Origin of the sequence: Hyphococcus lacteus (assembly GCF_041058985.1) — a bacterium.
Classification (GTDB): Bacteria; Pseudomonadota; Alphaproteobacteria; order Caulobacterales; family Parvularculaceae; genus Hyphococcus; species Hyphococcus lacteus.
In genome coordinates, this window is sequence record NZ_JBEHZE010000002.1 from 152,184 (window position 1) to 177,932 (window position 25,749).

Here is a 25,749-nt window from a genome sequence, read left to right on the forward strand (position 1 = left end):
ATGAGTCGTAAATTATACACTGTATTTGGGACACTCGGCATATTTGTCGTGTTGATCTTGATTGTCTCAATCATGAATTCGTTGCGAGAAGAGCCTGAATTGCAAGAGCCAGTCGCCGCAGCCCCCGCTGTCTTTTTCACAACGGCGCAAACACAATCGGTAACACTGGATGTTAACGCACAGGGCGAGGTCCGTCCGCTCACAGATATAAATCTTACGGCACAAGTTTCTGGTCGCGTAATCGAAACGTCGCCATCATTCGTCAATGGTGGCGCATTCGACGAAGGCGACATGCTCATCAAAATCGAAGATACCGACTATCGCGCAGCTGTTGCCGCCGCAAAAGCGCGTGTTGCTCAGGCTGAACAAACGCTTCGCCTTGAAGAGGCAGAAGCGGATTTGGCTCGTCGTGATTTTGAAGAATTGAACCCGAACGAGACGCCATCCCAACTTACTTTGCGTATCCCGCAATTAGCGCAAGCAAGAGCCAATTTTGAAGCCGCACGCGCGGAAATGGAAGCAGCTCAGATAAATCTTCAACGCACTGCCATTCGCGCGCCCTTCCCCGGGCGTGTGCGAGAACGCATCGCGGGTGTTGGCCAGTTTGTATCGCCCGGTGCACAACTGGGCCGTATTTTTTCTACTGATGTCGCTGAAATCCGGCTGGCCCTGACCGACAATGATCTTGCCAAACTTGGCCTTCCACTAGCGTTTGTTGAAACCGAAAATAATCCGGGGCCGAATGTTGCACTTAGCGCGCGATTGGCCGGTAAAAACCATAATTGGCAGGGGCGCATTGCACGCACCGATGGCTCTATTGATTCAGCGACGCGCCAAGTCATCGCAATTGCCGTCGTTGATGATCCGTATGGCACGGGTGCCGATAACGGAACACCACTTGCCATGGGTCTTTTTGCTAACGGTGTGATCACGGGTAAACCCTACGAAAATGCGATCGTTCTACCGCGCTCAGCGCTTTATGGGCGTGACAAAGTTTACGTCATCAGTGATGACAATACCCTCATTGAACGCACGATCGAGATCGTTTCTTCCGACCGGGATACCATTACGCTCGCCAGCGGCATCAACAGCGGCGAACGCATTGTCATATCGCCATTGCGCGGTGCCGGAGAAGGCGATGAAGTTGCGCCAACAGATCCGCAGAACACTGATGAACCATCTCCACTGTCAGCGTCCGCGACCCGCAACGTAACGTCTAGGGAGTAGGCTGTGAACGGAATTATTGCCTGGTGGACTAAAAATTCAGTAGCGGCCAACCTGTTGATGGTTGCGTGTATCGTGGCCGGCGCAATGGCGTTCATGAAACTTGAGCGAGAGGTTTTCCCGTCTGCCAGCTTTAACGGTGCAACGGTAAGCGTCGTTTGGCCCGGCGCTTCGCCGCCCGAAGTCGAAGAACAAATCATTCTTCGAATAGAAGAAGCGATCTCCGATATTGATGGCGTGGAACATGTTATGTCCACCGCACGCGAGGGCGTTGCCAGCATCAATGTCGAAGGCATCGAAAGTGTCGACGCCACTTACTTCCTGAATGAAATCAAAAATCGTGTCGACGGCATATCGACACTGCCTCAGGATTCATACCCGCCTGTGGTTAGTCAGTGGCGCTCCAATGACCCTGCCCAATTCGTTGCACTTTATGGTGATATCGAACCGAGAGAACTATACCGCTTAGCGCGGGAGCTCCGCGATGAAGTTTCACAAATTCCGAATGGATCGCCACTTGTCGATCTATGGGGCGTTGTTGATGAAGAAGTTTCAATCGAAGTTTCAGAAGACAGTCTTCGTCGTTATGGCCTCACCTTTGACGATGTATCACGCGCTATTCGCGGTTCATCGCTCAATTTGGCCGGTGGTCAGGTAAGAACCGATACCGGCAATATTCAGGTTGCTACACGGAATCTCGCCGATAGCGCCGAAGAATTTGAAAAAATCGTCATCCGTCAAAACCCTGATGGATCAACGATCCGCGTCATCGACGTTGCCAATGTCATTGACGGATTTGAAGATGTAAAAGCCCGACGCGAAATGAATGGTAAGCCGACCGTCAATATAGCCATAAACTCGCCGGAAACACTAAACATCGTTGAGCTATCGGCAGCGGTGAACAAATGGCTCGATGAAAAGAATGAAGAGTTAGGTGACAAGGTAACGCTATATATCTGGTTTGATTTCGCAGATGTCTATTTTGGACGGATGGATTTGGTTTCTACCAACGCCTTAATTGGTATGGTTTTAGTGCTCATTGTTCTTCTCCTTTTCCTCCGCCCTACCGTCGCATTTTGGACAACCATCGGGATCGCAGTTTCATTCGGCGGCGCATTTATTTTTATGCCTATGGCGGGCGTCTCGCTAAACATGCTTTCGCTTTTCGCATTTCTTTTAGTGATTGGGGTTGTCGTTGATGATGCCATCATCGTCGGTGAAGCGATTCACAATGACGTCGAGAACGGCGGCAAAGGCGTTGATGCGGCCATTGTCGCAACACAGCTTGTAGCCAAACCTGTTTTGTTTGCTGTTCTGACAACCATGATCGCATTTTTACCATGGTTGTTTATTTCCGGCGGTACATCACAATTCACCAAGCACATTACTTTAACGATCATTTTTGCGCTTGTTTTTTCACTCGTGGAGTCTTTTCTGATTTTGCCATCGCACCTCGCGCATATGAAAAAGCAGAACAAGGAAGGCGCGTATTATCGTTTTCAACGAACGTTTTCTGAAGGGCTGGTAAACTTTGCAAATAATGTATACCGGCCGGTCATCAAGACAGCTTTGACATTCCGCTATTTCACTGTTGCCTTTTTCATTAGTGCATTCGTGATTGCGACCGCCATAATGTCGCAAGGGTGGATCGCGTTTAAGTTTATGCCCGAAGTTCAAGGCACGTTCCTGTCACTATCGGTCAGAATGCCGGAAGGGTCCCCGTGGAATCGCTCACAACAAGTATTCGAAGAAGTCGAACTTGCTGCCGAGAAATTAAAATCAAAGCTAAACACCCCCGACCTTGAGTTTATTAAGTCGGTTTACATTGGTGCGGCCGAAACCGACGTGAACGCGTATGTCACTATCGTCACTGCCGATAAACGCAAACAATCCACAAAAGATGTTGCGGAATTATTCCGAGAACAGTTGGGGGATATTCCTGATGCTGAAGAAATCAACATCGGATATACGCTTAACGATGGTGGGCCAGACCTTTCTTTCGGCATTGAATCCGATAATCTCGAAGAACTACGGCTTGGTGTTATTGATCTTCAAAATTTTCTACGATCTGTTCCCGCAACCTATGATGTTAGGAACAACCTCCAATCAGCAACACCGGAATTACAAGTCAGCTTAAAACCCGGTGCAGAACGGTTTGGCCTGACCTTGGGCGAAGTCTCGCGCCAGATACGCCAGTCATTTTATGGCGAAGAAGTTCAGCGTCTGCCCCGTGGTGGTCAAGACGTTCGCGTGATGGTTCGTTATCCACGTTCCGACCGCGAGTCGCTCACCACGATTGAAAACATGCGTATTCGTACACCCGACGGACGTGAGGTCCCTCTCGCGGCCGTGGCTGACGCAAATTTTGCTCCCAGCTTTAAACGAATTGACCGTCGTGATCGTCAACGCTCCGCCCGTGTCACCGGTGAGCTTTTGGAGAATGCCGACCGCGAAGCGATCATGAAAATATATCGCGAAGAATTTGTGCCTGAATTCAAAGCACGTCACCCCAATGTCTCCTTGGCTCAACGGGGGGATGCAGAGGAACAGGCCGAATTCATGAGCGAGTTTCTGGCCCTCTACGCGGTCGCTCTCTTTGCTATGTATATGTTGTTGGCAATCGCATTTGGCTCATATTGGCAGCCGGTTTTGGTCATGTCGGCAATTCCGTTTGGCTTTATGGGGGCAGTCTTTGGTCACGCTCTCTTCGGCCTGGATTTCGCTCTGTTCTCATTCTTCGGAATTGGTGCGGCCGCCGGCGTTGTTATCAACGACAATTTGGTACTGATCGACTACGTCAATCGCCTTAGGGCGGGCGGCGAAGGCGCTTTCGCTGCCTTGGTACGGGCCGGTGTTGGCCGTTTCCGTCCAATCCTGCTCACCTCATTGACGACCTTTATCGGTCTTCTGCCAATCATGTTCGAGCGGTCTACCGATGCTCAATTTTTGATGCCGACCGTCGTTTCCCTCGCATTTGGGGTATTCTTCGCAACGTTTGTCACCTTGCTCTTCGTTCCGGCGATGTATGCCGTCGGTGCAGATATCGCCCGCTTTTACCGCTGGGCATGGACCGGAGAACCGCAAATTCCCTTGGGCTATGGTGCATCTGCCGAAAGCGAGGACGACGCCTCTCGTCCCGTCGGCGAATCGGCTATTAGTGCTGGCGGTCATCAAGAAAAGCCGTCTTTTAGACCCGCCGAGTAAGATGATCCCTTGCCCCAATTAACCATATGTTAACTCCTTGATGAGACCTTAATAATATCTTCTCCCGAGAAGATACCCACCATACCCCACGACAGTGAGTACCGGCCGCGTTTCCCCCAAACGCGGCCGTCTCAGTTCGTATGTGGCGTTTTCTCCTCAACCGGCCGGTACCTTTCACAAAAAATGAACTTTATTGCGAAAAGATAGTAGATTAACTGAGACGCCTTTGTTATATCCGCCGCCACCAACGGTGATCCCCGATAGCTCAGTTGGTAGAGCAGCTGACTGTTAATCAGCTTGTCACTGGTTCGAGTCCAGTTCGGGGAGCCATTTTTTCTAAGCCCACCCACCCCTAACCTTCGACGCCGTAAATCCGGCCAGGATACCTATGTGCTATCCTGATGTGTCAGTGAAAAAATCGGTTCGAACCGAGATATGCACCCTATCAAAATTTTTTAAAATTGTGCCGCCAGCTTCGTGTTTGCATAAGCCTCATTCCCGAGGCTGCTTTCGATCATTTTCTATATCGCAATCTATGATCCTCCCGCACAAGCAATGTTGGGTGGCATTATGATCTCAATTGCTATGACGCAATTAGAAACTAGTTATCATGGTCACTCGGCTTTTTTCTTCTATCGAAAATACTTCTGCTTCTTGCTTGGTGTTATCAGGGCTTCCTTTTCTTTGTGAGGATCCTACATTACGAATGTTTGGGGTAAGATACACACAGATCCAAAGCCCATCTCGGAGAATAAATGTCGATTAGATCCTATAAGCTTTGGCCAGCCAAAACGATATCAATTTTCGACCACCTTACTGTCCATGGTGATGGCGGGTCATCCCAATCAGAAATCGACTCGGCTATCGCGGATATCAACGCCGACATTTTTCCGCTCGGAATCGAGCCCGAGCCTTTCGCGGCGAATTGCGCAAAAGCTCTGCAAGCCTTTACGAAAACGCAATCCGCTCTAACAGCAAGAAACGCCTATGCATTTCTCAGTGCGCATCACTTCCGAAAGGAAATTGTTGATTTAGTGGCGAAGCGAGCATCAATCGCGAATGCACTCCCCCCGCCCCTTATACAGTTATTTCAAGACTGTCTCCAGCATTCACCACATTGGGTCGTTGTTCGAAATATTCTCAGTATAATGAAAATATTAAAAGCGCTTCCCATGGATGATCAGGTCATTTTCCTCGAACGGGTATCGATGCATCATCAATTTATTGGAGAGGTTCCCAACATACCGTCTGAAGCAGATTTCAAAAAAGACGGGTTGTTATTTTCGCTTGCTAAGGCTGGTGACTGGGAAGCACAAGACGACATAATCGAAAGCCTGACACCCAACAGCTCTTTGGCAGTAAAAGAGTGGGTACTACGCCACGGATATGATTCTGTTCCGAGCCCGGAAACGATGGGTGAATATGACCCAACATATATCGCGTACATTCAAAACCTCTTTGAAAACACTGATATGCTGGGCGTCATCAGCCAACCCTCAATCGACGACGGTTTGGCTGTAAGCATTCTTCATTATCTTTCGGATCTTGCCTCTGGTGCCGTTAATGACGTGACTTGGACTGATCCAAAGCTCTTCGAAAATGAAACAGAAATATTATTTCGGTTGATTGATCACCTAGAAGGACGGGAGTTAGACCTTCCCGAATTGTACGCGCTGGCATACATCTACGAAGAATTGTTAGGCCCTAATAGCGACGATATAATTTTGCGGACCCCACAAGGAGACAGCGTAATGGCCAAAAAAGTATTGGCAGTCTTTGACGTAGATGAAAACCGCACGAAAATAGACACCGCACTCTCGTCAACACAATCTACAAATTTTATGGAAGCCTTGGCAATCGTCGTTCAAACGCGTGGTTGGTCAAGATTTGACACTCTCCTAAAGGCTTTGCGAGCTGATTTCCCTCGGCGCGGCTCTACCCCGCTGCGCACCGGTTTAATTGGACAACTTGCCGACAGCATCCAAAATCGATCAGAGGCCGAACAGGCAAGCCAGTGGTGTATTGACTATTTTCGTATCCACGCAAACGGGTACAGCACTTTTACGCGCCAACCAGACTTCGACAAGTTCGTCAGTATACTGCTGCAGACAAACGCGCGGTACACCGGCGTAGCACCAGCTTTAGTGTTGGCAGGTCTCGATAGCGTCGGCGCGAGACGCGCTGCTGCCGAGCTGTTGCTAGCATGGCATTCAAAGGATTATCCCGACGACATAGCTAGACGCATTGAAAATGCAATCAATGACCAGGAAGTTGTCGCAGATAAGCTGAAAACTATACAAGTGAAAATGGCACAGCGTTTACTCCACTAATAGCCATTTCACGGCTTTTGTAGCATTAATCAGCCCCGAATTTCTTCGACGTCGGAAAGCCCTTTGGCGCTATTCGGCCCGCTTGGGCGCGCTTACCGACATAGGATTTCCAGTCATCCACGGTTTGCGTCCTGCCAGACCTGTCCGTCCATGTGAGCCCTTCTTTTTTCTGGAAAAGCTTTGCGTCCGAAAGACCGCCATCTTGGAACTTCTGTAGGACGACACCCTTGCCTCGGCTCATCTCCGGCAGTTCAGTCGCCGGGAAAACAAGAAACTTCTTATTGTCGCCAATGGCGGCGAGCATATCGTTGGCACCAATCTTTTCGGGCACCGGCCGACAAACCGCAGCTTCAGCGCCGGAAGGAACATTCAGAACCTGCTTTCCTTTGCGGGTATTTGAAAGGCACTCATCTTCTTTTGCAATAAAGCCATGCCCCGATGACGATGCCAGCAAAAACTTTCGTCCACCTTGGTATATAAAAGCCGATACAATCGCATCATCATTGCCCATATCGACCATCAAGCGGATCGGCTCCCCATGGCCACGCCCCCCCGGCAATCCGGAAGCATCGAGTGCGTAAAACTTCCCGTTTGTTGCAAAGAGCATGAGCTTATCGGTCGTTTGAGCATGGACGACATAATCTTGCTGATCGCCCTCTTTATATTTAACCGACTTAAGGTCCTCCAGATGTCCCTTCATTGTCCGAACCCACCCCTTTTCAGAGATAACAATTGTGACCGGTTCTTTTTCGACGAGGACAGATAGATCAATGTCATCCAAAACAGGCGCGTCAGCAATTTCTGTACGACGACGACCAAGATCAGACTTAGGGTCAAATATCTTGCGGACTTCTTTCAGCTCTTCGCTAATTTTCGCCCATTGCGCATCTTCGGATTTCAAAAGCGCTTTCAGGGCTTTTTGCTCTGCTTTAAGCGCCTTGTGCTCTGTTTTAATCTCGATCTCTTCAAGCTTGCGCAATGACCGCAAGCGCATATTCAAAATCGCTTCGGTCTGTGTTTCTGTAAGCTTAAAGGCCTTCATCAATTCAGCCTTCGGATCATCCTCGTAACGAATGATGCGAATGACCTCGTCAATGTTGAGATACGCAATCAAGAACCCGTCAAGAATTTCCAATCGCTTAGCAATTTTATCAAGGCGGAACTCGGAACGGCGGCGCAAAACCTCAATCCGGTGATCGAGATATGCCTGCAAAACATCGCGCAAACCCATAACGCGTGGTGCGCCATCAGCGCCCAACACATTCATGTTCAATGATGCGCGAGATTCCAAATCGGTTACCTTGAACAAGTTCTCCATCAACGCCGCCGGGTCTATGGTTCCCGTGCGTGGCTCAAGGATCAGCCTAATATCTTCGGCGCTTTCATCACGAATATCAGCCAAAATAGGAAGCTTTTTCGCGTGCATTAGCTCCGCGACTTTTTCAATCAATTTTGACTTCTGAACTTGGAACGGAATTTCTGTGACGACAATTTGATATCGACCACGACCCAAATCCTCTACTTCCCAGCGCGCTCTCAAACGGAAACTACCACGGCCTGTCGCGTATGACTCTTCCATCGATGCCGCGTCCTCAACACACACACCGCCAGTTGGGAAATCTGGACCTTTCACATGCTTCAAAAGTGTCTCTGTTCGCGCATTAGGTGATTTGATCAAATGCAATGATGCGTCAATCAATTCGCACGGATTATGCGGCGGAATTGATGTTGCCATCCCCACCGCGATCCCGTTTGAACCGTTCGCCAACAGATTTGGAAATGCCGCAGGTAGAACAACTGGTTCTCGCCCCTCACCATCATAGGTTTCGCGAAAATCGACTGTGTCCTCGTCGATACCATCAAGTAGCAACTGCGCCGCCGCAGTCATGCGACTTTCCGTGTAACGCATAGCCGCAGCGTTATCGCCATCGATATTACCGAAATTGCCCTGACCATCAACCAACGGCACCCGCACCGAATAATCCTGTGCAAGTCGGACCATGGCATCATAAATCGCCGAATCGCCATGGGGGTGAAAATTACCCATGACTTCACCGACAACTTTTGCTGATTTCTTGAAGCTCCCGGTCGGATTCAGTTTCATCTGGCGCATCGCAAAAAGAATGCGTCGGTGGACCGGCTTTAAACCGTCCCGAACATCTGGAAGCGCGCGCGACGTAATTGTCGACAGCGCGTAGGCCAGATATCGTTGCGACAACGCCTCATCAAAGGGCTCCAAAAAGATGTCTTCTGGTTTGGCGGGCTTGGCCGTTTTCGCGGTTTTGGTTTTCGATCTTTTCATAAACTACGCCATAGCAGAGTCTTCGCCCTTCGCCAGCCTGTGGAAAACACCAAATTTCCCAAATACGGCATGTTTTACGGCTCGGTTGGCAAACCAGGCCGTTTCGGTAGAATTTAGCGGCCCTGGAAATACTGTCGATAGAACCCGATTATTCTCCAACAAGGACCATCGATGCTAGCGGATCTTCTATACTTGCCAGCGCTTCTGATAGAGCTCGCATGGGCAGCGATCTGGTTCGCGCCATCCGCATTTGTTCGCGTTGCGGCCTCAGCAGAGGCCCGGACTGTGGCGCTCGTAATCGCATTTTTAGCTGGCGTTTCAGAGATGCTCGGGCAATGCGTCATTCTCGTCATCAACCGTGTACCGCTCTATAGGTTTATTGCCAGCCTCGCGTTTACGGGGGGGACCTATATGGTGACCGCGATTTTTTGGGCGCTGGCGACCATTCTAATAGCACCTCTCACCCGCGTGGGAGCGTTGGGAGCAACAGAAATCGGCGCTGTGCTCGGTGTGGTTTCAATCGCTTTTGCGCCACGCCTTTTCGCATTTTTGTCTCTTGCACCCTATTTTGGCGTAGCCCTGTCTAACCTTCTAGAGGCATGGGCCATGGCCCTTGTTGTGTTTGGCCTACATGTCGCGCTCGACATGCCGGTTGGGCCCGCTCTTTTTTGCGGCTCCATCGGTTGGCTTCTTTCATACGGATTACGAACTTTTTTGGGGCATCTTCTAGCACGCCCCCTTGGTCGCCTCCGCTTTTTTGTTACTGGGTCAGCGCTGGAACAAACACCAGCCAAAATTCTTGATGACCTAGCCAAGCGCATCACTGGCGAGGGGCGCACATGATTTCAAGCATACTCCTTGTGGCTCTTGGTTTCGGCATTTTCGCACTCATCATCACCGCCGCACTCTCACCATTAGAAACACTAAGCTGGTGGGCCGGATGGACTGAGGCCGAACTAGAAGACCCGTCGCCCGAGCATCGTAACACTACAGACACGAATGCGGGCACAGTCAGTCATACGCAGCAATATGTAGTTTATCTTTCTGGAGTGGCGTCTCTTTCCGGGAATTTTCTTCTTCCGCGCGAACATTCTTTTATCCGCAAACTGAGAAAATCAGCACCCCATGCAGTTGTCATAAGCGATGTGTTTCCCTACTCGCCTCAAGGGCTACCATTACTCGAGTCGCCACGCCTGTTTGACCGCACATGGAGGCGTGTTCAAAAACTGAAGCTCGATGGCCGAGAATCAATCTTGTCTGCGCTTATCAACCTTAGAAATATATTTCAGGTAATGGTTTCTGCGGATCACCGATATGGCCCTATTTTCAATCAAGGGGCTGCATCCGTGATTGAACACGCTCTCTTAAAAGCTGGTTACCCATTGGGAAGCGGTGCGCCCATAACCATCATCGGATATAGTGGCGGCGCACAGGTGGCACTTGGCGCGACGTCTTTTCTTGCTGCGCGCTTTAAAGCAACGATCAGTGTCATTTCGTTGGGCGGTGTGATCGCCTCGGACCCCGGACTTCAATATGTAAGCAAGCTTCATCACATAGTAGGCGACGGAGATAAAATACAAAAATTAGGAGCTATTATATTTCCGGAAAGATGGGCAATCGTTCCGCATTCAAATTGGAACATTGCAAAGCACGACGAGCGAATAAAACAATACACTCTATCTGATATGGTTCACGCCGGGGTGAATGGATATTTTGGACGACCTGAACGAAATGGGATCTCGAATGCCGAACGCTTGGTCAAGCTTATCAACAAAATACTGAATGAATAGAGAGCTATTCTTCCGTTTTCGGTTCATCCTCGATTTCGACAATCGCGGTCAGTTTAAACTCACCTTGCGACACCAATGAACGCACGATTGAAGTAACCTGCCGCTGCGCGGTTTCGCCATCTGCTTCCGTTGGCGCGTCCATCTCGGCGAGTTCCTCGCGGTATTGTTCGACCATCCGCTTAGAAATATTCGCGAATAGAAATTCAACTGTCTCAGAGGCGTTAGTTTCGCCATGTTTAATCGCAGTCAACAATGTTTCACGCTCTAGATCACGCAAAACAGTTGGCGCACCAGAGGCAGGCAACCTTGTATGTAATTCTTCAAATGTCAGAACCGCTTTGCGGACTTCAGAACCAACTTCTGGATCTACATCTTGCAAATGGGCCAGAAATGCATCGCGTTTGGTCCCTGGAAGGAAGTTGATGATCTCGCCAACGACCGCGCCGGCATTCCCCTTCGGAGAAGCCCCCTCTTCTTCGTCGCCACCGCCACCAACTGTAGGTTTCAGCAGGTCTTCTTCAAGAACATTAGCAATAGCGTCTAGCGCTTCGGCTGAGGGTGGTTGTTTGCGCGCGAGTTCGAGCAAAATCTTTTTCGCGTAATCACCCTCTGTATGGTCGAGGACACGTGCCGTTTTCTCAAAGCTCAATTTTGAAAGAATTGTCGCAGCAACCGGCAAGCGTTGTGCTTGAACATATTCCGCAACAATTTGGTCTTCAATACGTTCAATACGCACCCAAACAGCCTGGGTTCCGCCGCCAGCAAGCTCCGATAGAATTCGGTTCGCACGTTCTTCTTCGGTCATCATCCCAAGAACACGGCGCGCCTCGTCAACACCGCCTGCCAAATCTTGATCAGTGTGATTGACTTCGGACAGAAACTCTTCAGCAATAGCTTGCAATAATTGCGGTGAAACCGTTTTCAATTCTGAAAATGCTTTTGCAAATGCGCGTAGCTGTGCGTCACTAATCTCGTCAACGATTTCCGCCGCAGTTTCCGCGCTCAATGAAGCCAAAATAATTGCCGCCTTATGGGTTTTTGTGAACCACGTTTCGACATGGCCTTCAGGGCGCAATTCTGTTTTTTGAAGTGACGTCGCCATCACGAATATCCTCTAACAAGTGCTCCGGAAACGGCGACCCAGCCATTTGTCAGAACGAAAAATGATACCTTGAAAGGTAGCGAAACAATGGCGGGCGGTACCATCATCATACCCATTGCCATCAAAATTGACGCAACCAAAAGGTCAATGACAAGAAACGGCAAAAGTACGATGAACCCAATTTCAAATGCCCGTTGAATTTCGGAAAGTACAAACGCCGGAACCAACAATGAAAGCGGTGTGCTGCCATCCGTTGCAGGCGCAGTCTCGACCGGGCGTGCATCCCGTAGGATATCCACGGCCCCAGAATCAACGCGTGCGTCCATGAAAACCCTAAATGGTTCCATCATCGCTTTGAAAGCTACTTCTTCAGTAAGCGTTCCGTTCAAAAGCGGCTCAACGCCCGTGACCCACGCTTCTTTAAAGACAGGTTCCATCACAAAATACGTAAGAAATATTGCAACACTGACGATCAGCATATTTGGCGGTGCCTGTTGAAGGCCAACGCCCTGTCGTAAAATGGACAATACAATCAACATAAATGGCAAACAGGTCACCATCATCGCAATGCCGGGCGCGAGGCTAAGAACCGTAACCAGCAAAAATGTCTGGATAATCCGCTTGGATAAGCCACCCGCTTCGGAGACCGCATTATCAAAAGCTTCCCCTACCGCCGGGGTATCGCTAGGCGCAATTTCCTGCGCCCCTGCTCCGCCAGTCAAAGCAAAAAGCACGAGTATTGAGATTGTCCAAAGCGCGAAGAAGCGTCTCATTGTTTTACCTTTGCTCTAGGCGGATTAATTGCCTAGACCGCAAATTTCGACGAGTTTAACGCCAATTCCGTTCTCATTGTCAGTTGCCTCAACCAATTCTCCGCGGGCAATAAGACGTTCACCGACAAAGATATCGACCGGATCGTCAATCATAGCTTCAAGGTCAACAACTGTTTCTTTTTTTAACTCTAGTAGCTGTTGCACCGTCATTTGAGCGGCACCAACCGAGACGACAATGCGAACTGGCAATTCAAGAATATTTTTGTTCTTGGTTGCGCCATCACCACTTAGCATGTCGGCTACAACTGTGCCTGCATCGGTATCTTCGCTTACAATATCGCTCTCATTGCTCATTCTGCTGGCTCCTGTGTGGGTGCCTCGGCTTCGCCTAATGCACTAAGTATCTCGGAAATCAAATTGTCGGGATCATGAAACAATCCGCCACGCGCCCATTTTGCATCAAGGGATGCCGGAGATGCTGTTTCGTCCGGGTGCAAATGTAATAGCGGATTTTCATCCAAAATTTTACGTTGTGCGTCCGTCAAATGTGCGATCAACGATGGGTGAACGTGTAAATTCATTTCGGCATGGGCTGCAAGTACACGCTCTTCCACCAAGGCCATTACGTCATTCATGGTTGATTTTTTTGCAAGCGTTGGTGCCACTGCCGCGAATAACCGTTGCACAAGTCCAATACACTCATTCCGATATTGAGTATCAATATTTTGCAAAACGGTTTCAATGCTACGCGCAAATGTCTCATGCGCTGCTGCCTGTTCTGCGGCTTCTTCCGCGATCGTAGCGCGACCTTCGGAAAAACCAGCTTTGTAAGAATCGCTCCCTCGATCAACATCAGATATTGCCGCGTTTTCAGGCGTCAACGACGGAAAACGCACACCACGCGTCGAGCCTTGAATCGAGGTCGCTAAATTTGCGCCACTATTGCCCATTTACGCCGCCCGTTCCGTATCGCCGAGCCACGATTTTAGCAAAGTCGTGGTTGCCTCTTTATTGCTCGAACTGACATCGCGTAGCTCATCCAACGGTGATTTGGCTGCTGTAAGTTGCGCGGGTGCCGGTTGCCCATCTGCACCCTGACTTTCAGTCAGATCGGTTAAGGCAAGCGCACCTTCACCGCCGTTTACATCCTGTGTCAAAACAGGTTTCAACACAAACATACCAAGAATGATCACAACCAACGCAGGAATTACGATTTGCAAGATCGACATGATATTCTGTTGAATAAATAACATGACGCCGCCAGTTGATTCTGGAGTTTCAACAACTTCATATTCGTGGAATGGCATCGACTTTACAGTAACGATGTCACCGCGCGCTTCGTCATAACCGACCGACGCCGTCACCAAATCACGAAGTGATTGAAGTTCGTTTTCACTGCGCGGCGTTACCTCCGCACCCTCCTGTGGCTGAGGTTCATTGATCAAAACTGCAACATGTACCCGGGAGATTGCGCCGGGCATTTTCTCGCGTGAGCGCTGGACCTCAGAAATATCAAACCGTGTTTGTTCATTGGTTTCTGACCGTGTCGAACGAGACTCGCCACTTCCACCTGCCGCATCACCATCAGGTAGATTACTGGCCACAGTGACAGCACCGCCAGCGCTCCCAGTATCAGATTGTTGCATATCAGTAGTTTCGCGCCCCATCAGCACGCGACTTTCGGGGTCAAGTATTCGCTCGGAAACTGTCTCGCGCTCTCTGTCGATATCAAGTGATACCGTAACCCGGGCATTACCCGACCCGACATGCGCTTCTAAAAGGTTCAAAAGATTGGCTTCAAGCCTTGTTTCACGGTCTGCACCGTCGCCCTCGGCTTGTAACATCGGGTTATCAGTACCCGGCTTCAGGATCATTCCGTTTACTGAATCAATAATGGCAACCTGCTCCGGCTCAAGATCTGGCACAGCCAACGCAATAAGATAGCGCATGGCCGTTGCCTGTTGTACATCAAGACGGCCACGGCCCATTGTTACCGTAACAGACGCGCTTGGTGCGCGACGACGACGGGCAAAGGATGATGATTTCGGTACAGCAATATGAACCCGCGCTGATTTCACATCAGGGGTCGCCAACATGGTTCGCGCTAATTCGCCTTCTTTTGCGCGCCAATACGCAGCGTCAAACATTTCCGAAGTCGTTGCAAAGCCATTTAATTCGTCAAGAAGTTCAAAGCCAGGCTGCCCCTGTCGCGGTAGGCCTTGACGGGCCAGCGCCATACGAAGTGAATCGCGTCGTGACTCCGGCACGTAAATCGCCTCGCCCCGCACTTCGGCATCGACATCCATCGTTTCCAGCGCGCTCAAGACATCACCCGCCGCAGAAGCATCTAACCCGCCATATAAAAAGGCCATACGCGGTTTCGTTGCAACATTCATAACGGCGGAGAATACAATCAGTGTCGCCACAAGGACGCCAACAAGGATTGCCTTTCTCGAATTTGAGAGCTGGTTCCATACAGAAGCTAATTTGAACATTTCGGCCATACCTTCGCTGGAAAGCACATTGGGCACCTTCCTGAAATTTCTTGGTTAATTTCTAGTTCTTTGATTAATTTTGGGTTTACGTTTCGCGGTCTATGGTGTGCTGGTAATCGATAGGTGCACAAAACCGTGTCAGACGCTAAAAAGACAAATGCTGATGCCGACGCCCCCGCTGAAAATGAGGATGGTGAGGCAGACGTTAAGAGCAAAGGCCTTGGCTTAATCCCCATGATTATTGGGGCTGTGGCAGCAGCCGGCGTTGCGGGTGGAGCCGCTTTTGTGCTCGCGCCCTCGGGTAGCACTAATCCTGAACATGCTGAACAATCTGCCGATGGCGATCACGTCACGGATGACCATGGCGAGAAAAAAACTGATCATGGCGACGACAAGAAAAAAAAGAAAAAGAAAAAAGCCTCAAAAGGGCATGGCGACGATAAGGGTGATGGCGGCGAAAGCGCAGTTAAGCCAATTGGCAAAATTCAGCACCATGACTACGCGACATTCTTGGTACTTGAGCCGATGGTCGTCTCTATTCAGCCTATAGGACGATCAAAACATGTGAAAATTTCACTCGTCCTCGAAACTGACGATGACGGTGCAGAGGTCATGCTAGATCATGGATTTTATATTCAGGATGTCTTGAATACTTTTCTACGCTCTGTTGATTCTTCGGTACTCGAAGACCCAGCGTCAATGTCACGCCTACGGGCACAAATCTTACGGCGCGTTCGGGCGATTGTTCCTGATGCGACGCTAAATAACGTTCTAATTACAGAATTCGTACTTACCTGAGGGGCTCTATTATGGAGATGATCGTCAACTTTATGCTGCTTGCGGCTTCGGGCGCGGCAACATTTTACTGCTTCATTCTGAGCCGCAAACTAGAAGCGCTCAAAAATACTGAAAAGGGCCTCGGCGCGACCATCGCAACTATGTCGCATACGGTCGATCAAGCAAGATCAACGGTAACACTTGCCCAAGAGTCGAGCGCGCAATCGATAAATGAATTAAAACCGCTTATCGAAGAGACCAAAGATATCCTACCGCAGCTAACAGAAATGATCGACGTTTTGAGCGAGCTGGCAGAAATTGCCATTCGTGATGTCAACGACGCCTCTAGTGTTGCAACAGGGTCTCTCGATCAGCGACTTGAAAAAGCACGGGCGCTGCAAGAACGTCTAGACGAGCAAATCGACTTTTTCCTTGAAGATGGCACCGATCCCGATGGCCCAGGTACACGCAATGCGCCTCCAGAGATTGACGATAACATCGCCTATCTTGACGAACCTGAAGAAGAAACACCACTTCGCGCTACGTCAAAAGTATCGACTGCACTCATGCATGCCCGCAATGCGCGGAAAATGAAAAGGCTTGCCGGTTAAATCATGAAAACCAGAGCATTACTTGTTCTCGGCGTGATCTTTTTCGGCTCTTTCATTGGCCGAATAGCAGTTCTCGCGTCGGATATCGCCGCAAAACCCGGTGCCAATGATGTCGCGCACCTCAATCAACCAGCGGCTGTTGCCTCTTGTGTTGACGGCGAGCTTGCGGCCGCTGTCAAAGACCGGATGCACGCGCTCGACAAACGCGAAACGATGATCACTGATCGCGAAGCAGAATTAGCAACCTATGAAGCACAAGTCGAAAAACGCTTGGCCGAACTCGATGTTGCTAACAACAAGCTTCAAAAAAATATCGACGCAGTTCAAACTGCTCGGAATGCTGACGTTCAAAAACTCGCCGCCATTTACGAAGGTATGAAACCGGCCCAAGCTGGTCAGATCATCAATGAAATGGATGCGAAATTCGCCGCTGGTCTATTGGCCGCGATGAATAATGAACAAGCGGCACAGGTTGTCGCCAACATGGATTCGCAAAAAGCGTATCTAGTCAGCGTAATTCTCGCAAATCAGTCACAACAATCGCAATAAGACTGAACAGTTTTAGCGAAGATTAACTTCTTGCTGCTGTACTCGTTAAGCGAGTTCGTAAAATTGTAAACTCTTACTGTGTGGTGTCATGGGCCCGATTCTCGGAATAGTAATTACGCTCGGTATGGTCTTCGGTGGCTATATCATTGCTGGCGGCAAGATGGGAATTATTACCCATTCCCTTCCCTATGAGATGATGATGATTGGCGGTGCCGCAGTCGGCGCTTTTGTCGTGGGCAATAGCTTTACGGTAATTAAACAGGCCGGCGGCGATATTGTGAAGGCTCTAAAAGGGCCAAAATGGAAACGTTCTGACTATCAAGATGTTCTTTGCTTGATGTACGAACTTTTACGTATCGCCAAGGAAAGCCCGGTTCAGGCCGAAGCGCACATCGAAAACCCGAGCGAATCGACAATTTTTGGACGCTACCCCAAAATCGCCAAGGACCACGAAGCTAGCGATATTATCTGTGATACGATCCGCTCAATCTTGATGAATTTTGACAACCCTCATCAGGTCGAAGATCTTTTGGAAAAGCAACTCGATGCCTTGCACGAAGAAAGTATGCATGGCGGTCACGCATTGCAGAAAATGGCCGATGCTCTGCCTGCACTGGGCATTGTTGCTGCTGTTCTTGGTGTTATTAAAACCATGGCATCAATCGACAAACCACCTGAAGTTTTGGGGCAGATGATCGGTGGTGCGCTTGTTGGTACATTCCTTGGCGTGTTTCTCGCCTATTCTATTGTTGGCCCGCTTGCTGAAAAAATTATGGCTGTCAACGAAGAAGAGCAACGCTTTTACAAACTCATTCGCGAGACAATCGTCGCGCACCTTCAAATGCACACCCCCCAAATGTGTGTTGAGGTCGCGCGACGAAATATTCCAAGCCACGATCGGCCAAATTTTGCTGAAATTGAAGAGGCGCTCAAAGCGCTTAAGAAGGAAGCCGCATAATATGCGAGCGTTGATCGCCATATTTGTTCTAATAATGCCTGTTGCCGCTAACGCGGCGCAGACGTTACCCGTCCGGGCGGATGAACATGGTGAATATTCACGTTTGGTTATTCCGAATGCCCCGGACGATTGGCGTATTGCAACATCAAACCGGAAAATCGAAATCGCCTTTCCCGAGCAGGATTATGCGTTCGACCTTTCAGATATTCTTGAAAAACGAAAAGCACACCGCGTTTTATCAGCGAAGGCCGTTGTCAATGGCACGACAAAATCGCTGCTACTATCGCTTACGTGTGATTGTCCAGTGCGCACGTCAAAAAGCGCCGAAAACTCAATCATCATCGACATCTTTAATCCAAGCCCCGTCGCTCTGACGCCGGATGAACTTGGAAAAGGTGAAATTACGAAAACTGCCGAAGCTCCCGTTCAAGACGACGATAAAACACCAGAGAATTTACGCGCCGCTCGCGACAGAATGATTTCGCTACTTGCAGAGGCGAGACACCAAGGCGTCGTTCAGCTGAAAATTGATGATGAACGTGCAGCAGAAGAAGAAATTCAAGCTACCGAAATCACATTGGCTTCGCATGAAATCACAGAACCCGAAGAGGCTCTTGTGAATGAAACACCTCTACCTGACCATGACATAGCTATGATTGATACGGCATCATGTGTTGATCCCGCACTGTTTGCTGAACCATCAGAAGTAGAGGGGCAAATCAGTTATGGAACGATTGCGAATTTACGACAGCGGTTTGACATCACTGACGACGATGCAGAACGACGTGATCTCGCCAATACACTTGCCATTGCTTATCTTCATATCGGCTTTTTTGAGGAAGCAAGCTCCGTTGCGAACTCCCTCGCGCGCGACGGCGACGGAAATATGGTCGTCGCGGCCGCTCTCGCCGATATCGCCAGCGGATCGACAGCCCGTGCAAAGAAAACCCTCACGCCCTATCGCGCTTGCGGCCCACTACTTGAGCTTGCATATGCAGCCGCCGCTGGCCCTGACGATAGTTTAACGGCGGCAATGAGCGAAAATCATGTAACGGCGCTTAAAAATGTAACAGAACCCTTGCGCGCTCCCATCGCCGAAGCTCTGGCATTAAACGCTTTAGAGACACAGAATGTAGGTATCGCGCGCTCATTCTTTGAGGTCGCGCAACAGGCCCGCGGGCACGAAAAAACGGCTGCACTCGCGATCATTGAACGCGCACTTGGTCAAGAAAGCGGCGCATCGGTGGACGATGCAATGGCCACAAACGAGATCGCTGAAATTGCACAAACACCCGGCCCGCTACAAACAAAAGCACTTGCTATCCTCGCAGAAGATTACCGCGAAAAAGCAGAAGCCGCTTATGATGGCCTGCTGGATGACATCGCCGCGCAATCAACTAATCGAAACGGTACCCTATCGGATGCCCGTTCAGCCTTTACCGGCGCGAAGGCTTTGGCTGAGGCCGGCCGCTTTAATGAAGGCATCGCAGTTTTAGACAACACAGCCACATCTATTCCTGTGTCACGCGATGCAAGCCAAACTCTGGCACGCTCTTTGATTATGAACGCTCTGCAAAAAGACACCGAAACACGGCTAAGTGCAGTTAACGCATTTTTTCAGTATAATGATTTCCTAAACGGTTCTGCCACAGAACTTGATCCAGAAATCAATCTCACCGTTGCACGCGAACTCGCTTCATATGGCTCTACCGCCCTTGTCAATCGTGCTCTTGAGGGATTGGGCAAAGAGTGGAACGCCGAGATCGCCGCATTATCTGCTCGTGCGGCGTTAAACAGCAGTAATCCAACACGCGCCCTAGAAATTGCAAAACATGGCCATGACAGTGAGGAATTATCCGTCATCGCTATCGAGGCCACAGAACGTTTGCAAGAACGAGACGCGACTGTTGAGGCCATCAAAACAGCGATGAATAAAGGCCTAAACAATAATCAATTCGCCTCTGCGGCGTGGCGCGCGAAAGATTGGTCGTTGACAGCTAATGCCTATGCAAACCTTCCCACGGATCAGAAAAGTCCGGAACTTGACGCCCGCGTGGCACTCGCATCGCTCAATGCTGGCAAAAAAGAAATTCCGGCAATGCTCAAAGAACGCTTAGCGAGTAACCCCACTCGCCTCGCCGCTATTTCACACATGTTTTTAGCTGCCCCACAATTCAACATCCGCGCAATTGATACTCTTGCTGATTATTCAAACGGTGTCTCTCGCGAGACCGTATTCATGCAAACTGGCCTCGGTGCCAAAGGAGATGGGCGATGAGTAATACCAGCTATGTCGCGCTATCAAAGCAAGCGGGACTTTCAAAAGAACTGACCAGCATCGCAAACAATGTAGCGAATGCAAACACGACTGGCTATCGCCGCGAGGGGTTTTTGTTCTCCGAATATGTGCAGCGATTAGGGCCACAAGACCGCAGCATTTCCCAAACCAATGTTGGCGGTCACTATTTTGACCCTGCTCCCGGCGGATTGGTTGAAACCGGTGCACCATTTGATGTCGCTATTGATGGTGAAGGATATTTTCAAATAGAAACGGCGCGCGGCGAACGGCTAACGCGCGCGGGTAATTTTCTCGTTGATGCAGAAGGCCAAATGGTAACCCATGATGGCAACCGCGTACTCGGTGAAGGCGGAACACCAATTGCCATCCCTGCCAATGCTTCAAACATCACCATCGCACCGGACGGCACTATTGCTGCCGACGGCGCTCCAGTAGGAAAACTAGGCCTGGTCAACGCAGACCCAACTACGCTTGCACGAGAAGGTAATAACCTTCTTCGAGCAACGGGGGAAATTGAAATAATTGAGAACCCAAAACTACGCCAAGGTTTTGTCGAGGGTTCTAACGTCAACACTGTCGTTGAAATATCTCGCCTAATCGAAGTGCAGCGCGCCTATGAACTAGGGCAGCAACTTTTGAAAGATGAGGATGAACGTATTTCCAAAACAGTTGACGCAATGAGAAAACGCTAAGGCGCGACATAGAAGGAGGGCCGACATGCAAGCACTAAGAATCGCAGCGACGGGAATGGACGCACAACAAAAGCGCGTTGAAGTCGTATCGAACAATATTGCCAATATGAGCACCACTGCATATTCAGCTCGCAGAGCAGAATTCGCGGATTTGCACTATCAACAGATCCGTGCACCAGGTGCAATTTCATCTTCCACCGGCCTCGTCGCACCCTCTGGTATCGAAATGGGTTTGGGCGTCCGAACCTCCGCCGTGTCGGTAAATGTTGAACAAGGATCGTTAAGGCAAACCGGCAGCGATCTCGATCTTGCAATCGAAGGGCGCGGTTATTTCGAAATAACCCTACCCTCTGGCGATCCAGCCTATACGCGCGATGGTACATTCAAAAGAACTGGTGAAGGTCTAGTCGTGAATTCCGAAGGCTATCCCTTAGCTGGAAGTATTACTGTCCCCGAAGATGCGCGTTCTCTCACTGTAAACACTGACGGCGAAATTTACGCCTATTTTGACGGTGACCCAGGTGGCCAGCTAATCGGTACACTTACTGTATCGATGTTTGTGAACGAAAAAGGCCTCGAAGCACTCGGCGGAAACATGTTCAGAGAAACCGAAGCTTCAGGTGCTGCCGTCGCCGGAGAACCCGGCATTGATGGCCGCGGCGCGATCCGCCAAGGTTATCTCGAAGAATCATCTGTCGATGTTGTTCAGCAAATTGCTGACCTTATCGAAGCCCAACGTGGTTACGAGCTTAATTCCAAAGTGATTTCCGCAGCTGATCAGATGCTCGGTTCGACAACCCAAATCCGTTAGTAATATGAAAAACACTTTCGCTTTTTCTGTCATCATCATCGCGACAATCATCTCGCCATTCGCATCGGCGGCCGATGTTTCGTCAACACCATTTGTCGATGGTTCAGAACTACCAATTATCGCAACAACGATCCCAGAAAAAAACAACCCGCCAGTCACTTCACCTGCCCCACAGGTGTCTGATGTACCCGTTGTAAAGGCGATTAATAATCTAAGAGCGGGCGTAATCCTTCATCAATCCGATCTTATGGTTGAGAACGGCGATCCGGGTATTCTGAGCCAGTATGTCGGTAAGGAAATGAAACGCGCGGTTTATGCGGGAAAAGCGATTTCCCAGAGCGATGTTGGCCCCGCCACGATCATTGAACGCAACGCTATCGTATCGCTCGAATTCGTCCGTGGTCCTCTTGTCATTATGACAGAGGGACGTGCACTCGATGCCGGTGCAATGGGCGAAGGTGTACGGGTGATGAACCTTTCATCAAAAATCATTCTTACTGCAGTTGTTACAGGCCCTAATCAGGCAAGGACGCGATAATGAAACAAGCAATTCTTCTGTCATTGCCATTGCTGACAGCCCTTACTGGCTGCGCTTCGCAATTTGACCATATGATGAAACCACCGACTATGTCCGCCGTCGGCGAAATGCACGATCCAGTTCCTGCAATCGCAGCATCTCGGTATAATGTTCCGCCAAAACCGCAGGGTGGCGCGACTGAAGCACATATGACCACAGCGTCATTGTGGCGTTCCGGACCACAATCCTTGTTCGGCGACCGTCGTGCACGAGATCAAGGTGATATCGTCACGGTAGTGATTGAAATTGATGAAGAAGCAGAAATCAAAAACCGTACTGACCGGACGCGAAGCTCATCGGACGACCTTTCAGTCCCTACGTTTTTTGGCGTCAATTCACTCGTGGAAAAGGTCTTACCTGGTGGGGCCAACCTAAACCCTGCGCTTGAGACATCGTCCAATACAAATTCTTCTGGTGACGGATCGATCAAACGCGAGGAACGCATCACGCTAAGAGTCGCAGCGACCGTTCTTGGGGTATTGCCGAATGGGCATCTCGCTATTTCCGGTAGCCAGGAAGTTCGCGTAAACTATGAAATGCGAGAGTTATTGGTCGCTGGTGTCATCCGCCCAGAAGATATATCGCGCAATAATATCATTACCTATGACAAAATCGCCGATGCACGTATTTCTTATGGTGGCAGAGGGCAAATTAGCGACCTTCAACGTGCGCGTTATGGACAACAAATCATCGACATGGTTTCGCCGTTTTAGAATTTAGGACCAATTAGCTAAATGCAAAAGTTGTTACCCATAATTGTTATTTTGATCGCCGCCATTGCTGGCGGCGGTGGCGGCTTTTTCTTTAAATCGCAGTCGGGTGCGAAAACCCAAAATAATCCTGAGGCTGGTGATCACTACGAAGATTCCGAAGCCAGTCATAGCGACACCAAAGATGACAGCCACGGCAAAAAGAAGAAAAAGAAAAAAGGTGGTCATGGCGATTCCGATGAAGGAAAAAGCAGTACGACCTTCATGAAATTCGGTCGCCAGTTTGTTGTCCCCGTGATTAAACATGGACAACCAAAGTCGATGGTCATACTCGATATCAATATCGAAATCGATTCTTCTATGGACGAAGCTGTCTACACCTTCGAGCCTCGCCTTCGCGATGCCCTACTTGCCCGACTTTTAGAGCTTGCCGGCGATGATATGCTGCCACAAATGCTAGAGAATGGCGATAAAATGGAAGCAACGAAACAAGCGCTTCTTGAGACCACACGGACAATTATTGGCGATGCCGCGCTTGACGTGCTTATCCTCGATATCGGCATGCAGAATTACTGATTATATTACCGACCAAAAAAAAGCCGCGATGAGTTACCTACTCATCGCGGCTTTTTTGTAACTAGTACCGATTATATCCTAGCTCTTAATCCCAAGACCGGTAATCTTTGAAGGATCAACTTCAAAACCGCTTTGAAGAACAATCGCTGGCTTGTCACCATTGAGACGAACTTCACGCACACCGCTAAAAGTATTCGCGATCTCATTCGATAAAACGGCTCCATCCGCATCATAATATGTTGCGGAAATGGTATAAACACCGGGTGACACCGTTTCTCCGTTAACTTGACCATTCCATGATTGAACAGCGCTGGTATTCGCTGCGTTAACTTGCGCAACTTCATTACCCGCCTGATCAAAGATAGAAGTCGTCACAGACGCGGCCTCAGTGGAGCTTGAAAGACGGAACTTTACTGGTTCAACACCATCAAAATACGCGGACGTTCCCTCGCTCTCGACCTCTCGGCCAATCCAACTGGCGTATTTATCAATACCATCCGCAACAATAGAAGACGCAATCGAATCCAGCTTATCATTCGCGGACACTAATTGTTCAACTGATGAGAATTGTGCGAGCTGAGCAACGAATTCTGTTGAATCGGCTGGATCAAGTGGGTCTTGGTTTTTAAGTTGCGCCGTTAGAAGAGTCAGAAAGTTTTGAAAGTCTACCGCTTCCGCCACTCCTGTTTCTTTTTTCGTCGATGTCGTGGCACTAGACGAACTCGTCGCAGCTTGACCGGTCTGCGTTTGGGTAGTTGTTGGCGCTACTGTCTGCATTTTATTCTCCAACTCGTCCGTCTATCTCTGTAATTACGAAAATTATAACCGGCGGTCTAAACGACCAAGCGCTGTGAGCATTGGCGATACATCTTGATCAGCGGCACCGTTTTTCTCTCCAGCGTTCAATGATAAAAGTGATTGAGGCGCTTCTTCCCCACTCGAATTTTGTTGACCACCTTGCCTAAACTCTAGGTCTAATGTGCCCATTCCTTGTTCCGCCAACGCGCGTTGAAATACATCTGCATTGCGGCGTAAAAGGTCTAACGTTTCAGGTGAATCTGCGGAAATCACAGCGCGGACAATATTATCCGGGCTATCACCCTCAAATCCGATCATAAGCTTGCCAAGTTCCGGGGGGTCCAGTCGAACTTCAAGACGACTGTCGCCTTGACGGTTACTCACCGCCGCAACAATTTGGTCGCGCATCGGATTGACATGAGCCGACTTGTCAGTCGTTACAGAAACTGTTTCCAATTTCGAATGGGTCGTTCGTTCACCAATCTCAATATCCGCATCGGATGAAACCTGATTTCCTACAACTTCAACCGCCGATGCGTCTGCGTTAGATAACGCAAAGTTTGAAACCACTGCCGCTCCATTCAATACAGCCTTTTGCTGTTGCGACTTACCGATAGGAAATCGTAATTCCCCTTCGGCCTCGTCCACGATTTCAATTTCACGAGAAACTTCGGGGCTTTCTCCATCAATTGCGGCATTAGTTGATTCTAGGTTCGCGGACTTCAACGGCAATCCATTGTTCTGGGTAACAAGACCAGCCTTGCTTGAATCTGCGTCACCTGATGAAATTGTCAAATCCGGCTTACCAGAAACCGGGCCAGAAATACTGGTTGCCGTTGATATTTCCGTCGTTTCCTGATTGATCGTTCCATCGCGCTTAATGGCGGGGGTAAATTCAAAATTTCCCTGAGGTAAATTCTCACTCGACATCGCAGAAACCGTGACTAACGCATTTTCATTAGTCCCCGATGGTTTTTTCGCTTGGCTTAATAGACTCTCAAGAAAGGTAAAGAAACCGGCATTTTCGGTCTCGCCCTCGCCTTTCTTCGTAGCAATTCCGCCATTTGCGAATGCCTCGCCAACGGATTTCCCGCCAAGAGAGGTCAAAAATGAAATATGACTATTTTCCATACGGTATTTCTACATTTGATAACTTATTTTTTAGTTACAC

At 49.4% G+C, this 25,749-nt stretch carries 23 protein-coding genes and 1 tRNA gene; 16 read left to right on the forward strand and 8 right to left on the reverse strand.

Annotated elements, in window-relative coordinates; genetic code table 11:
- The 4 genes from ABFZ84_RS14125 to ABFZ84_RS14140 all read left to right on the forward strand — a co-directional run bounded on the left by ABFZ84_RS14125 (position 1) and on the right by ABFZ84_RS14140 (position 6,758).
- Entirely contained in the window at positions 1-1,227 is a 1,227-nt protein-coding gene (locus ABFZ84_RS14125; protein ID WP_369314722.1) for an efflux RND transporter periplasmic adaptor subunit, read from the forward strand.
- 3 nt (positions 1,228-1,230) lie between these two features.
- A complete protein-coding gene (locus tag ABFZ84_RS14130) occupies positions 1,231-4,428 on the forward strand; it encodes an efflux RND transporter permease subunit (RefSeq protein WP_369314723.1) in 3,198 nt (1,065 codons plus the stop codon).
- Between the two features lie 254 nt (positions 4,429-4,682).
- Positions 4,683-4,758 (forward strand) — tRNA-Asn (locus ABFZ84_RS14135).
- Between the two features lie 425 nt (positions 4,759-5,183).
- Positions 5,184-6,758, forward strand: a complete 1,575-nt coding sequence (locus tag ABFZ84_RS14140; RefSeq protein WP_369314724.1) for a hypothetical protein — start codon at positions 5,184-5,186, stop codon at positions 6,756-6,758.
- A 25-nt stretch (positions 6,759-6,783) separates the two neighbouring features.
- Here ABFZ84_RS14140 and parC read toward each other — a convergent pair whose 3' ends face one another.
- Complete coding sequence (gene parC, locus ABFZ84_RS14145; protein ID WP_369314725.1) at positions 6,784-9,060, reverse strand: DNA topoisomerase IV subunit A; 2,277 nt, start codon at positions 9,058-9,060, stop codon at positions 6,784-6,786.
- A 171-nt stretch (positions 9,061-9,231) separates the two neighbouring features.
- Here parC and ABFZ84_RS14150 point away from each other — a divergent pair, with 171 nt between their 5' ends.
- Together ABFZ84_RS14150 and ABFZ84_RS14155 are read left to right on the forward strand one after the other, a co-directional pair.
- Positions 9,232-9,903 carry a hypothetical protein gene (locus ABFZ84_RS14150; RefSeq protein ID WP_369314726.1) on the forward strand — a complete coding sequence of 224 codons (672 nt, stop codon included), beginning with the start codon at positions 9,232-9,234 and terminating at the stop codon, positions 9,901-9,903.
- Entirely contained in the window at positions 9,900-10,850 is a 951-nt protein-coding gene (locus ABFZ84_RS14155; protein WP_369314727.1) for a hypothetical protein, read from the forward strand. Before ABFZ84_RS14150 ends, ABFZ84_RS14155 begins: the two co-directional genes overlap by 4 nt.
- Positions 10,851-10,854: 4 nt before the next feature.
- On the opposite strand, the gene ABFZ84_RS14160 is transcribed toward ABFZ84_RS14155, so the two are convergent.
- The 5 genes from ABFZ84_RS14160 to fliF are packed head-to-tail and all read right to left on the reverse strand — an operon-like array spanning position 10,855 to position 15,247.
- Positions 10,855-11,952, reverse strand: coding sequence for a FliG C-terminal domain-containing protein (locus tag ABFZ84_RS14160; RefSeq protein WP_369314728.1), 1,098 nt, complete (start codon positions 11,950-11,952; stop codon positions 10,855-10,857).
- The gene (gene fliP / locus ABFZ84_RS14165) at positions 11,952-12,725 is read right to left on the reverse strand and encodes a flagellar type III secretion system pore protein FliP (RefSeq protein WP_369314729.1); all 774 of its coding nucleotides are present in this window, start codon (positions 12,723-12,725) and stop codon (positions 11,952-11,954) included. The genes ABFZ84_RS14160 and fliP overlap by 1 nt, the downstream gene beginning before the upstream one ends.
- 24 nt (positions 12,726-12,749) lie before the next feature.
- Positions 12,750-13,079 carry a FliM/FliN family flagellar motor switch protein gene (locus ABFZ84_RS14170; protein WP_369314730.1) on the reverse strand — a complete coding sequence of 110 codons (330 nt, stop codon included), beginning with the start codon at positions 13,077-13,079 and terminating at the stop codon, positions 12,750-12,752.
- Positions 13,076-13,675, reverse strand: a complete 600-nt coding sequence (locus tag ABFZ84_RS14175) for a hypothetical protein (protein WP_369314731.1) — start codon at positions 13,673-13,675, stop codon at positions 13,076-13,078. The genes ABFZ84_RS14170 and ABFZ84_RS14175 overlap by 4 nt, the downstream gene beginning before the upstream one ends.
- A complete protein-coding gene (gene fliF, locus ABFZ84_RS14180) occupies positions 13,676-15,247 on the reverse strand; it encodes a flagellar basal-body MS-ring/collar protein FliF (RefSeq protein ID WP_369314732.1) in 1,572 nt (523 codons plus the stop codon).
- 108 nt (positions 15,248-15,355) lie between these two features.
- Here fliF and ABFZ84_RS14185 point away from each other — a divergent pair, with 108 nt between their 5' ends.
- The 10 genes from ABFZ84_RS14185 (at position 15,356) to ABFZ84_RS14230 (ending at position 23,780) form a co-directional block, all read left to right on the forward strand.
- Positions 15,356-16,018, forward strand: a complete 663-nt coding sequence (locus ABFZ84_RS14185) for a flagellar basal body-associated FliL family protein (protein ID WP_369314733.1) — start codon at positions 15,356-15,358, stop codon at positions 16,016-16,018.
- Positions 16,019-16,029: 11 nt separating this feature from the next.
- A complete protein-coding gene (locus ABFZ84_RS14190; RefSeq protein ID WP_369314734.1) occupies positions 16,030-16,608 on the forward strand; it encodes a hypothetical protein in 579 nt (192 codons plus the stop codon).
- A gap of 3 nt (positions 16,609-16,611) precedes the next feature.
- Positions 16,612-17,157, forward strand: coding sequence for a MotE family protein (locus ABFZ84_RS14195; RefSeq protein WP_369314735.1), 546 nt, complete (start codon positions 16,612-16,614; stop codon positions 17,155-17,157).
- 88 nt (positions 17,158-17,245) lie between these two features.
- Positions 17,246-18,115 (forward strand): flagellar motor stator protein MotA, encoded by an 870-nt coding sequence (motA, locus tag ABFZ84_RS14200; RefSeq protein WP_369314736.1) that lies wholly within the window; start codon positions 17,246-17,248, stop codon positions 18,113-18,115.
- Between the two features lies 1 nt (position 18,116).
- Positions 18,117-20,393 carry a hypothetical protein gene (locus ABFZ84_RS14205; protein ID WP_369314737.1) on the forward strand — a complete coding sequence of 759 codons (2,277 nt, stop codon included), beginning with the start codon at positions 18,117-18,119 and terminating at the stop codon, positions 20,391-20,393.
- On the forward strand, positions 20,390-21,106 hold the full coding sequence (locus ABFZ84_RS14210) for a flagellar hook-basal body complex protein (protein ID WP_369314738.1): 717 nt from the start codon (positions 20,390-20,392) through the stop codon (positions 21,104-21,106). Before ABFZ84_RS14205 ends, ABFZ84_RS14210 begins: the two co-directional genes overlap by 4 nt.
- A 25-nt stretch (positions 21,107-21,131) precedes the next feature.
- Entirely contained in the window at positions 21,132-21,917 is a 786-nt protein-coding gene (gene flgG / locus ABFZ84_RS14215) for a flagellar basal-body rod protein FlgG (RefSeq protein WP_369314739.1), read from the forward strand.
- Between the two features lie 4 nt (positions 21,918-21,921).
- Positions 21,922-22,455, forward strand: a complete 534-nt coding sequence (gene flgA, locus ABFZ84_RS14220; RefSeq protein ID WP_369314740.1) for a flagellar basal body P-ring formation chaperone FlgA — start codon at positions 21,922-21,924, stop codon at positions 22,453-22,455.
- Entirely contained in the window at positions 22,455-23,207 is a 753-nt protein-coding gene (gene flgH / locus ABFZ84_RS14225; protein WP_369314741.1) for a flagellar basal body L-ring protein FlgH, read from the forward strand. The genes flgA and flgH overlap by 1 nt, the downstream gene beginning before the upstream one ends.
- A gap of 21 nt (positions 23,208-23,228) precedes the next feature.
- On the forward strand, positions 23,229-23,780 hold the full coding sequence (locus tag ABFZ84_RS14230) for a hypothetical protein (protein WP_369314742.1): 552 nt from the start codon (positions 23,229-23,231) through the stop codon (positions 23,778-23,780).
- A 78-nt stretch (positions 23,781-23,858) separates the two neighbouring features.
- Here the strand turns inward: ABFZ84_RS14230 and ABFZ84_RS14235 are convergent, their stop codons facing one another.
- Entirely contained in the window at positions 23,859-24,557 is a 699-nt protein-coding gene (locus ABFZ84_RS14235; RefSeq protein ID WP_369314743.1) for a flagellar hook assembly protein FlgD, read from the reverse strand.
- A 42-nt stretch (positions 24,558-24,599) separates the two neighbouring features.
- Positions 24,600-25,709, reverse strand: coding sequence for a flagellar hook-length control protein FliK (locus ABFZ84_RS14240; RefSeq protein ID WP_369314744.1), 1,110 nt, complete (start codon positions 25,707-25,709; stop codon positions 24,600-24,602).
- Positions 25,710-25,749 lie beyond the last annotated feature (40 nt).